Annotated in this window: 10 protein-coding genes; 6 read left to right on the plus strand and 4 right to left on the minus strand. The window is 55.0% G+C overall.

Annotation, left to right across the window (positions count from 1 at the left end; all coding sequences use genetic code 11):
- Positions 1-225: 225 nt before the first annotated feature.
- Both speF and potE read left to right on the plus strand, forming a co-directional pair.
- Positions 226-2424, plus strand: coding sequence for an ornithine decarboxylase SpeF (speF, locus tag ENTHG_RS09705; RefSeq protein ID WP_044179208.1), 2199 nt, complete (start codon positions 226-228; stop codon positions 2422-2424).
- Positions 2421-3740: a putrescine-ornithine antiporter gene (gene potE / locus ENTHG_RS09710; protein WP_044178504.1), complete on the plus strand. Its 1320-nt coding sequence runs from the start codon at positions 2421-2423 to the stop codon at positions 3738-3740. The genes speF and potE overlap by 4 nt, the downstream gene beginning before the upstream one ends.
- 217 nt (positions 3741-3957) lie before the next feature.
- Here the strand turns inward: potE and pgm are convergent, their stop codons facing one another.
- Positions 3958-5598, minus strand: coding sequence for a phosphoglucomutase (alpha-D-glucose-1,6-bisphosphate-dependent) (gene pgm, locus ENTHG_RS09715; protein ID WP_044178507.1), 1641 nt, complete (start codon positions 5596-5598; stop codon positions 3958-3960).
- A 24-nt stretch (positions 5599-5622) separates the two neighbouring features.
- Positions 5623-6171: a replication initiation negative regulator SeqA gene (gene seqA, locus ENTHG_RS25055; RefSeq protein ID WP_044178510.1), complete on the minus strand. Its 549-nt coding sequence runs from the start codon at positions 6169-6171 to the stop codon at positions 5623-5625.
- A gap of 181 nt (positions 6172-6352) precedes the next feature.
- On the opposite strand from seqA, the gene ybfF reads away from it, so the two are divergent.
- The 4 genes from ybfF to fur all read left to right on the plus strand — a co-directional run bounded on the left by ybfF (position 6353) and on the right by fur (position 8974).
- Entirely contained in the window at positions 6353-7126 is a 774-nt protein-coding gene (ybfF, locus tag ENTHG_RS09730; protein WP_044178516.1) for an esterase, read from the plus strand.
- 131 nt (positions 7127-7257) lie between these two features.
- Entirely contained in the window at positions 7258-7551 is a 294-nt protein-coding gene (gene ybfE, locus ENTHG_RS09735; RefSeq protein ID WP_044178519.1) for a LexA regulated protein, read from the plus strand.
- Positions 7552-7700: 149 nt separating this feature from the next.
- Positions 7701-8231 carry a flavodoxin FldA gene (gene fldA, locus ENTHG_RS09740; protein WP_044178522.1) on the plus strand — a complete coding sequence of 177 codons (531 nt, stop codon included), beginning with the start codon at positions 7701-7703 and terminating at the stop codon, positions 8229-8231.
- Between the two features lie 290 nt (positions 8232-8521).
- Positions 8522-8974, plus strand: coding sequence for a ferric iron uptake transcriptional regulator (gene fur / locus ENTHG_RS09745; protein ID WP_044178525.1), 453 nt, complete (start codon positions 8522-8524; stop codon positions 8972-8974).
- A 120-nt stretch (positions 8975-9094) separates the two neighbouring features.
- Here the strand turns inward: fur and glnS are convergent, their stop codons facing one another.
- Both glnS and ENTHG_RS09755 read right to left on the minus strand, forming a co-directional pair.
- Positions 9095-10762: a glutamine--tRNA ligase gene (glnS, locus tag ENTHG_RS09750; protein WP_044178529.1), complete on the minus strand. Its 1668-nt coding sequence runs from the start codon at positions 10760-10762 to the stop codon at positions 9095-9097.
- Between the two features lie 180 nt (positions 10763-10942).
- Positions 10943-11529: glucose PTS transporter subunit IIA (locus tag ENTHG_RS09755; RefSeq protein ID WP_044178532.1), on the minus strand; the 587-nt coding region annotated here is incomplete at its 5' end.

Consider the following 11529-nt stretch of genomic DNA (forward strand, 5'->3'; position numbering starts at 1 on the left):
GGTCTTCCTGACTCTCTGTATCGCAGGCTAACGCCTGTATCTCATAGTGCTCACTCTGCAAATACCTGACGTACCTGTTACCGGACAGGCATGGTTTTTTGCATTCTAAAAAAAGCAATTTACTGATTTTTTAATCAGCGGCACCACTTTGCTTTTTTTCCGGAGCGATCGATTTCTCTTTCGAGAAATTGAGGACCTGCTATTACCTGAAATAAAGAGATGAAAATGTCTGAATTAAAAATTGCCGTAAGTCATTCCTGCCCTGACTGCTTTTCAACACATCGCCGCATTGTCGATATTAATGAAAGTAATTTCATTGATGTTGCTGCCGTCGTGTTATCTGTTAAGGATATTGAGCGTGGGAAACTCGATGAAATTGATGCCACTGGTTACGGCATTCCCGTTTTTATCGCCACTGAAAACGAACAGCGCGTTCCACCAGAACATCTGCCGCGGGTCTCTGGCGTATTTGAACATAACGAAGCCCGTACCGCCTTTTATGGTCGCCAGTTGGAAACTGCCGCCAGCCATTACGAAACTCAACTGCGCCCGCCGTTTTTCCGCGCGCTGGTTGACTACGTAAACCAGGGCAACAGCGCGTTTGATTGTCCAGGCCATCAGGGCGGCGAATTTTTCCGTCGCCATCCTGCGGGCAACCAGTTTGTTGAATACTTTGGAGAGACGCTGTTCCGCGCCGACTTGTGCAATGCTGACGTGGCAATGGGCGATCTGCTCATCCACGAAGGCGCGCCGTGCATCGCCCAGCAGCACGCGGCAAAAGTGTTCAACGCTGACAAAACCTACTTTGTGCTGAACGGCACCTCTTCCTCAAACAAAGTGGTGCTGAATGCGCTGCTGACACCGGGCGATCTGGTGCTGTTCGACCGCAACAACCATAAATCAAACCACCACGGCGCACTGCTGCAGGCCGGGGCAACGCCGGTATATCTGGAGACTGCCCGTAACCCTTACGGCTTTATTGGCGGAATTGACGCGCACTGCTTTGAAGAGGGCTATCTGCGCGAGCTGGTCAGCGAAGTTGCCCCTCAGCGCGCAGGCGATGCTCGCCCGTTCCGTCTGGCCGTTATTCAGTTAGGGACCTACGATGGCACCATCTATAACGCGCGCCAGGTGGTAGATAAAATTGGTCATCTGTGCGACTACATCCTGTTTGACTCGGCGTGGGTCGGCTACGAACAGTTTATTCCGATGATGGCCGACTGCTCTCCGCTGCTGCTGGATCTGAACGAAAACGACCCTGGTATTCTGGTCACCCAGTCGGTGCACAAACAGCAGGCAGGCTTCTCTCAGACCTCGCAAATTCACAAGAAAGACCGCCACATTAAGGGCCAGCCCCGCTATGTGCCGCATAAGCGAATGAATAATGCCTTCATGATGCACGCCTCCACCAGCCCGTTCTACCCGCTGTTTGCCGCGCTGGATATCAACGCCAAAATGCACGAAGGCGTCAGCGGTCGCAATATGTGGATGGGCTGCGTCGCCAACGGCATCGATGCCCGCAAACTGATCCTGGAAAACTGCCACCATATCCGCCCGTTCGTCCCGGAGATGGTTGACGGTAAACCGTGGCAGGCGTACCCCACTTCGGAGATCGCCAACGATCTGCGTTTCTTCCACTTCGTTCCTGGCGAACACTGGCACGCGTTTGAAGGGTATGCCGAACACCAGTACTTTGTCGATCCGTGCAAACTGCTGCTCACCACGCCGGGCATTAATGCCCGAAATGGCGAATACGACACCTTCGGCGTGCCGGCCACGATCCTCGCGAACTTCCTGCGTGAAAACGGCGTGATACCGGAAAAATGCGACCTCAACTCGATCCTGTTTCTCCTGACCCCGGCAGAAGACATGGCGAAGCTGCAGCAGCTTGTCGCCCTGCTGGTTCGCTTTGAAAAACTGCTGGAAGCCGACGCGCCGCTGGCCGAGGTGCTGCCATCCCTTTACAAACAGCACGAAGCCCGTTACGCCGGCTACTCACTGCGCCAGCTCTGCCAGGAGATGCACGATCTGTACGCCCGGCACAACGTGAAGCAACTGCAAAAAGAGATGTTCCGTAAAGCGCATTTCCCGCGCGTCAGTATGAACCCGCAGGAGGCCAACTATGCCTATCTGCGTGGCGAGGTCGAACTTGTGCGTCTGCCGGAGGCGGAAGGACGCATCGCAGCTGAAGGGGCTCTTCCCTATCCTCCGGGCGTACTGTGCGTGGTGCCAGGTGAAATCTGGGGCGGCGCGGTATTGCGTTACTTCGGCGCGCTGGAAGAAAGCATCAATCTCCTGCCGGGTTTCGCACCGGAACTGCAGGGAGTCTATATCGAAGAACACGACGGACGTAAACAGGTGTGGTGCTACGTCATTAAACAACGTGATGCAGGGCGCGCGCTGCTGAAAGGAGAAAAATTATGAGCAAAGCCAAAGCCAATAAAATGGGGGTCGTTCAGCTCACCATCCTGACAATGGTCAATATGATGGGCTCTGGGATCATCATGCTGCCCACTAAACTGGCGGAAGTCGGGACAATCTCGATTATTTCGTGGCTGGTAACTGCCGTCGGCTCAATGGCGCTGGCGTGGGCCTTTGCCAAGTGCGGTATGTTCAGCCGGAAATCCGGCGGTATGGGCGGCTACGCCGAATACGCCTTCGGCAAATCCGGCAACTTTATGGCCAACTATACCTACGGCGTGTCACTGCTGATTGCCAACGTGGCGATTGCCATTTCCGCCGTCGGCTACGGCACCGAGCTGTTCGGCGTCACGCTGTCGCCGGTACAAATCGGGCTGGCAACCATCGGCGTGCTCTGGATCTGCACGGTTGCGAACTTTGGCGGCGCGCGCATCACCGGCCAGCTTAGCAGCATCACCGTCTGGGGCGTTATTATCCCGGTAGTCGGTCTGTGCATCATCGGCTGGTTCTGGTTCAGCCCGACGCTGTACGCCAACTCCTGGAACCCGCATCACGTGCCGTTCTTCACGGCGGTAGGTTCTTCCATCGCCATGACCCTGTGGGCTTTCCTCGGGCTGGAATCGGCCTGCGCTAATGCCGAAGTGGTGGAAAATCCGGAACGCAATGTGCCTATTGCAGTGCTGGGTGGAACGCTGGGAGCGGCGGTGATTTACATCGTCTCCACCAACGTGATTGCCGGGATCGTGCCGAATATGGACCTGGCTAACTCCACGGCGCCGTTTGGTCTGGCCTTCGCGCAAATGTTTACCCCGGAAGTCGGTAAAGTGATCATGGCGCTGATGGTGATGTCCTGCTGCGGCTCCCTGCTGGGCTGGCAGTTCACTATCGCTCAGGTCTTTAAATCTTCGGCGGATGAAGGGTACTTCCCGAAAATCTTCTCCCGGCTCAACAAAGTGGACGCGCCGGTGCAGGGGATGCTGACCATCGTGATTATTCAGAGTGGATTATCGCTGATGACCATCAGCCCGTCTCTGAACAGCCAGTTCAACGTGCTGGTTAACCTGGCGGTCGTGACCAACATCATCCCGTACATTCTGTCGATGGCGGCGCTGGTCATCATTCAGCGCATCGCAAACGTCCCCGCGTCAAAAGCCAAAGTTGCCAACTTTGTGGCCTTCATTGGCGCCATGTACAGCTTCTACGCGCTCTACTCGTCTGGCGAAGAGGCGATGCTGTACGGCTCCATTGTGACCTTCCTCGGCTGGACGCTGTACGGCCTGGTATCACCGCGTTTTGAACTGAAAAACAAACACGGCTAACCCCCTCCCGGACCGCAGGAAACTGCGGTCCATTTTCATAACCCCCAGTGCATCGTCAGCAACCCTGACATTTTTCTAAATGCCACGAAAAAAGGAGCCTTACGGCTCCTTTGACATTCGGAAATGATGAAAGAGCGGCGCAGCTACGTTAGCCCGGATAAGGCATTTCGCCACATCCGGGAGTCCCGGACGCTTACCCGGGCTACGCCGTTTTCACTCAGGCGTTTTTCAGCACTTCGCTGACGATCTCAACCGCTTCTTTCTCGATCAGCTTGCGGTGTTCTTCGCCAAGGAAGCTTTCGCAATAAATTTTGTAGGCGTCTTCGGTGCCGGAAGGACGGGCGGCGAACCAGCCGTTATCGGTCATCACTTTCAGCCCGCCGATCGCGGCCCCGTTACCCGGCGCGGCAGTAAGACGCGCGGTAATCGGATCGCCCGCCAGCGTGCTTGCGCTGACCATCTCCGGAGAGAGTTTCGACAGCGCCGCTTTTTGTGCGGAGGTCGCGCTCGCCCCTAGACGGTTATAGCTTGGGGCACCGAAGCGCGCTGCCAGTTCGTCATAGTGCTGCTGCGGGTTTTTACCGGTGACGGCAGTGATCTCCGCCGCCAGCAGGCACATGATGATACCGTCTTTATCCGTTGACCACGGGGTGCCGTCAAAACGCAGGAACGATGCCCCCGCGCTCTCTTCACCGCCAAAGCCAAAGCTGCCGTCAAACAGGCCGTCAACAAACCATTTGAAGCCCACCGGCACTTCCACCAGTTTGCGGCCAAGGTCATTCACCACGCGGTCAATCATGGCGGAGGAGACCAGCGTTTTACCCACCGCAACCTCTTTGCCCCACTGCGGACGATGCTGGAACAGGTAGTTGATGGCGACCGCCAGGTAGTGGTTAGGGTTCATCAGCCCCGCCGGGGTGACGATGCCGTGACGGTCATAGTCCGGGTCGTTAGCGAACGCCAAATCAAATTTGTCACGCAGCGCCAGCAGGCCCGCCATTGCGCTCTCGGAGGAGCAGTCCATGCGGATCACGCCGTCTTTATCGAGGTGCATAAAGCGGAACGTCTGATCGACCTGATCGTTAACGAGGGTCAGATCGAGCTTGTAATAGTCTGCGATGCGTTTCCAGTACTCGATACCGGAGCCGCCCAGCGGATCGACGCCCAGTTTCAGGCCCGCTTTCTGGATAGCCGCCATATCGACGATATCCGCCAGCCCTTCAATAAACGGCTGCACCAGATCCTGCTCTTTCACGTGACCGGAGGCCATTGCGGCATCCAGAGTAATACGCTTCACCTCTTTCAAACCGCCTGCCAGCAGCGCGTTGGCGCGATCTTCCACCACTTTCGTCACGTTAGTGTCAGCGGGGCCGCCATTGGGCGGATTGTATTTGATACCGCCATCTTCCGGCGGGTTATGGGACGGCGTAATCACGATGCCATCAGCCAGCGGGCCGCCTTTTTTGTTGTGCACCAGAATGGCGTTAGAGACCGCAGGCGTGGGGGTGAAGCCATTGTTTTCCTGAACGATCATATCTACGCCGTTCGCCGCCAGCACTTCAAGGACGGAAATAAAGGCCGGTTCAGACAGCGCATGGGTATCTTTACCCACATAGCACGGCCCGGTGATACCGTTTTTAGCGCGCTCTTCGGCAATGGCCTGAGCAATAGCTAAAATATGCTGCTCGTTGAAGCTGTGTCTGCCTGCGCTGCCACGGTGACCTGACGTACCGAATTTAACCGCATGTTCGACGTTACCCACTTCCGGCTTGAGTACATAGTATTGCGCGGTAAGCTGGGCGACGTTAATTAAATCGCTCTGTTGCGCAGGTTGTCCTGCACGCTCATGGTTAGCCATTGCCTGGTCCTTCTTATGCAAGGATTAAATTGTGCCGCAAACCTTTTCAATCAATTCCGCAGGGAACTGCATCGACTGCATGATGTGTTCAATCATGCTGCATTTACGACCCGTATTGGTATTGGTAATCACCCAGTATGGAGTGCCCGGCACCTGTTTCGGCTTAGTCTGGTTGCCGCTTTGTAACAGGGTGCGCTCATCAGAGGCGAAGTATACGCGGGTGCGGCCATGCAGAGACTCAGTGGATTCTGCAAATGCCTTTGCGTTTAATGAATAGAGTGTAGACAGTACCAGCATAAAGCGGTTAACGGCGTTCTTCTGCTCGGCGTATTCATCCGACAGCAGAAGCTCGCGCACCGCGCGGACGTTATCCTTCGGGCTGTTAACCGGCTTTATCTCTGCGGCCGGCGCGGCGACAGGTGTGGATTTCGGAACTGGAGCAGCAGCAGCGGGCTGCGAGGCGGCGGAAAACTTTAACATACGCCGTAAAATGTCGGATGCGCTCTCGCCAATATGTTTGGTGTGGCTGGCAATATAACTGTAGAGCTCATCATCAACTTCAATCGTTTTCATCTTAATCCAGTGCGGTGTCTATTCTGAATACAAGTTATTGAGATTATAGAGCCTAATCTCAACAGCGGATAGCGGCAACCCGGTTATGGAGACAGTCAAAGCGTCTTCGAACCTTGCAGCCAGGCGGCATAATGTTCAACATAATACCTTAATCCGAAAGAGCGAAAAAAAGAACTTTGCCATGAAACTGAATACCCGAGCGCAATCTGCACAGCAATCGCGCAACAATTCTCCCATTGTACTGGTCCACGGCCTTTTCGGCAGCCTGGATAACTTGGGCGTGCTGGCGCGCGACCTGGTGGCCGACCACGATATTCTTCAGGTGGATATGCGTAACCACGGCCTTTCCGAACGTTCACCGGAGATGAACTACCCGGCGATGGCCCAGGATTTACTCGACACGCTGGATGCGCACAACCTTGAGCGCGCGACATTCATTGGCCACTCAATGGGCGGCAAGGCGGTGATGGCCCTTACCGCGCTGGCGCCGGAGCGCATCGACGGTCTGGTGGCGATTGATATCGCCCCCGTCGACTACCAGGTGCGCCGCCACGACGAAATTTTCGCCGCCATCAACGCGGTAACCGAAGCAAAAGCGACAACCCGCCAGCAGGCCGCCGCCGTCATGCGCGAAAAGCTTAGTGAGGAGGGCGTCATTCAGTTTCTGCTCAAATCCTTTGTCGATGGCGAGTGGCGGTTTAACGTCCCGGTCCTGTGGGAACAATATCCGCATATCGTCGGCTGGGAGACGATACCCGCATGGGACCACCCGGCGCTGTTTATTCCCGGCGGCAATTCACCCTATGTCACCGAGCAGTATCGCCAGACGCTACTCCAGCAGTTCCCGCAGGCGCGGGCCCACGTTATCGCGGGCGCAGGGCACTGGGTGCATGCTGAAAAACCGGAGGCGGTACTACGGGCAATTCGCCGCTATCTTGCAGACCAGACCAACTGACTAAAAACCCGGCGACCGGAAGCTGTTACGCGCCCGGTCGTTGGCGTCCCTGCATCGCTGATGTATGATGGCGCGCTAATCAGCCCGGGCGACGACCCGATTGCTTGTACTTCCCGTAGTATTCTTAAATCATGGCTAAAGAACAAACGGACCGCACAACATTAGATCTGTTCGCGAATGAACGTCGACCTGGGCGTCCGAAAACCAATCCGCTCTCTCGCGATGAACAACTGCGCGTGAACAAGCGTAACCAGCTCAAACGCGATAAAGTTCGTGGGCTTAAGCGTGTGGAACTGAAACTGAACGCCGAGGCCGTCGACGCGCTTAACGCGCTGGCGGATGCGCGTGAAATCAGCCGTAGCGAACTGATCGAAGAGATGCTGCTGGCGCAGCTTAAAGCGCTGAACAGCCAGGGAATGGTCTGAATTGTCGTAAAAAAGCGCGCTCATGTTGCACTGAGTGCAGTCTGGCGTGATTGCAGTTTCCGCGCGCTTCTCCTATCTGCTATGATTGCCCTTATCCGTGGGCTAATCGCCACCACCATATCATTAAGTATCAAGAGGTTATTTTACTCATGGCAATCACTGGCATTTTTTTCGGCAGCGACACCGGCAATACTGAAAATATCGCAAAGATGATCCAAACCCAGCTTGGTAAAGACGTTGCCGATGTGCATGACATTGCCAAGAGCAGTAAAGAGGACCTGGAAGGTTACGACATTCTGCTGCTGGGTATCCCGACCTGGTACTACGGCGAAGCGCAGTGCGACTGGGATGACTTCTTCCCTACTCTGGAAGAGATTGATTTCAACGGCAAACTGGTCGCGCTGTTTGGCTGCGGCGATCAGGAAGACTACGCTGAGTACTTCTGCGACGCGCTGGGCACCATCCGCGACATCATCGAACCGCGCGGCGCGACTATCGTGGGTCACTGGCCAACCGAAGGCTACCATTTCGAAGCGTCCAAAGGGCTTGTCGACGATAACCACTTTGTCGGCCTCGCCATTGATGAAGACCGCCAGCCGGAACTCACCGCCGAGCGCGTACAAAAATGGGTTAAGCAGGTTTCAGAAGAGCTGCACCTGGATGAGATCCTGAACGCCTGATGTCGGCCTGGCGCAACCTCTCGGTTGCGCCAGATTGATAGATAAAAGCAATAGAAATAATTGCTACAATTTTTTAACTTTTCCTTCGATGGCTGTACAATATGCCTGGGTTTAACGAGATAGCGTGAAGGAGTTTGTCGCCGCTACCACGTTTTATACGCTCACTTTACTTGAGGACTTGCAGTTTTCATTCAGACATGGCAGTTCTATAATGAGACGCATTATCCCAGGTGCATTCCTTGTAACTTCCTTTCGGGAAGTGAATCGTTTAGCAACAGGACAGATTCCGCATGACTGACAACAATACCGCATTAAAGAAGGCTGGCCTGAAAGTCACGCTTCCACGGTTAAAAATCCTGGAAGTGCTTCAGGGTCCGGAAAACCATCATGTCAGTGCGGAAGACTTATATAAGCGTCTTATCGACCTGGGCGAAGAGATTGGCCTTGCCACTGTCTATCGCGTTCTTAACCAGTTCGACGACGCGGGTATCGTTACCCGTCATAATTTCGAAGGCGGTAAATCGGTCTTCGAATTGACTCAGCAGCATCATCACGACCACTTAATCTGCCTCGACTGCGGCAAAGTGATCGAATTTAGCGATGATTCTATCGAAGCGCGCCAGCGTGAAATCGCCGCCCGACACGGCATTCGTCTGACCAACCACAGCCTCTACCTTTACGGCCACTGCGCCGAAGGGGATTGCCGTGAAGACGAACACGCCCACGAAATTAGCGATAAATAAAAAAAGCAACCGTAAGGTTGGCTTTTTTTTTGTGCTTTACTTTTTTCTGCTGCGCCCGGGCTATCTGTCCTAACGGCTGTTGCAGAAAAAACGCCGCACCCGGCGGCGTGGTTCAACAACTTACTCGCCTGTTTTAGCCCAGGTATCACGCAGGCCAACGGTGCGGTTAAACACCGGCTTGTCCGCGCTGCCATGACGGCTATCAAGACAGAAATACCCTTCACGTTCGAACTGATACGCTTTACCCGCCTGCGCCGCTTTCAGGCTCGGCTCGGCATAACCCTGTTTAATGACCAGGGAGTCCGGGTTAATCGTCGCAAGGAAGTCTTCGGCAGCGCCCGGGTTCGGCACGCTGAACAGACGATCGTACAGGCGGATCTCAACCGGCAGCGCGTGGGCCGCGCTAACCCAGTGAATAACGCCTTTCACTTTGCGCCCATCAGCCGGGTCTTTGCTCAGGGTGTCGGCGTCATAGCTGCAGAAAATGGTGGTGATATTGCCTTCGGCATCTTTTTCCACCCGTTCAGCTTTGATCACGTAGGCGTTACGCAGGCGCACTTCTTTACCCAGCACCAGGCGCTTGTACTGCTTGTTGGCCTCTTCACGGAAGTCGGCGCGATCGATCCAGATCTCACCGCTGAACGGCACGTCGCGGCTGCCCATTTCCGGCTTGTTCGGATGATTCGGCATCACCACCATTTCGCTCTCGCCCTGCGGATAGTTTTCGATCACCAGCTTAACCGGATCGATAACCGCCATCGCGCGCGGGGCGTTTTCATTGAGATCTTCGCGGATGCAGGACTCCAGCGACGCCATCTCGATGGTGTTGTCCTGCTTGGTCACGCCGATACGTTTGCAGAACTCGCGTACGGAGGCGGCGGTATAGCCACGACGACGCATGCCGGAAATCGTCGGCATACGCGGATCGTCCCACCCTTCCACGTGCTTGTCGGTCACCAGCAGGTTCAGCTTGCGCTTCGACATCACGGTATATTCCAGATTCAGGCGCGAAAATTCATACTGACGCGGATGTACCGGAATGGTGATGTTGTCCAGCACCCAGTCGTACAGACGACGGTTATCCTGGAACTCCAGCGTGCACAGGGAGTGGGTAATGCCTTCCAGCGCATCGCTGATGCAGTGGGTAAAGTCGTACATCGGGTAGATGCACCACTTGGTGCCGGTCTGATGGTGATCGGCAAATTTAATACGGTACAGTACCGGATCGCGCATGACGATGAACGGCGATGCCATATCGATCTTCGCGCGCAGACACGCTTTACCTTCTTCAAAGCCGCCGCTACGCATTTTTTCAAACAGCGCCAGGTTCTCTTCCACACTGCGATCGCGGTACGGGCTGTTTTTACCCGGCTCTTTCAGGGTGCCGCGGTATTCACGAATTTCTTCTGCGGAGAGTTCGTCAACGTAGGCCAGCCCTTTGTTGATCAGCTCAACGGCATACGCATGCAGCTGATCGAAATAGTCAGAGGAGTAGCGAACATCGCCTGACCAGTGGAAACCCAGCCACTGTACGTCGTTTTTAATCGACTCAACGTATTCGATGTCTTCTTTTACCGGGTTGGTATCATCGAAACGCAGGTTGCACTGCCCCTGATAATCCTGCGCGATACCGAAGTTCAGGCAGATCGATTTCGCATGGCCGATATGCAAATAACCATTCGGCTCAGGGGGGAAACGCGTATGAACAGTGGTGTGCTTACCAGTAGCCAGATCTTCATCGATGATCTGACGAATAAAGTTAGTCGGGCGGGCTTCTGCCTCACTCATCGTGGGTTCCTCAAGACGATAACAACGTATAACGGCGTATGATCTTATAAGCGGCTCTCAGTGACAACCCTTAGTTGTGGAAATTCGTTCTGCGGGAAAAGAATAGCGTCAATTGTTGTAAAAAAAAGCGGCAGAGGAGATCCCCTGCCGCTTTCAGATGTGCTGCGTTAAAGCAGACGCTTAGCCTTTGATGTCATACAGCGGCGTTTGACCCGCGACGACAGCGCCCTGCGCCTTAATCACCAGGCCTGCGAAATCATCGCTGTTGCTGCAAACGACCGGGCTAATCATGGAGCGCGCGGCGGAATTGAGGTAATCCAGATCCATTTCCAGAACGGGCTGACCCGCCACGACCTCGGCCCCCTCTTCCACCAGCCGGGTGAAGCCTTTGCCGCCCAGCGCGACGGTATCGATCCCCATATGGACCACGATCTCAGCGCCTTTTTCGGTTTCCAGGCAGAACGCATGGTTGGTGTTGAAGATTTTAACAATGGTGCCTGCCGCCGGAGAAACAACGATTTTATCGGTCGGTTTCACCGCCACACCGTCGCCTACCGCTTTGCTGGCGAAGGCTTCATCCGGGACGTCATCCAGAGAAACAACCTGCCCGGTAATCGGCGATACCAGTTCAGCAATCACGGAGGTGCTGGCTTTCGGCACCGCCTGCGGTTTCACCGCGGCCGCCGCTGGCGCTGCGCTTTCTGCCGCCGCCACCGGGCCGGTGGTCTTCATGGCATTAGCGATTTTTTCCGCCACGAAGCCGACAA

Origin of the sequence: Phytobacter massiliensis JC163 (genome assembly GCF_000321045.1) — a bacterium.
GTDB lineage: Bacteria > Pseudomonadota > Gammaproteobacteria > Enterobacterales > Enterobacteriaceae > Phytobacter_A > Phytobacter_A massiliensis.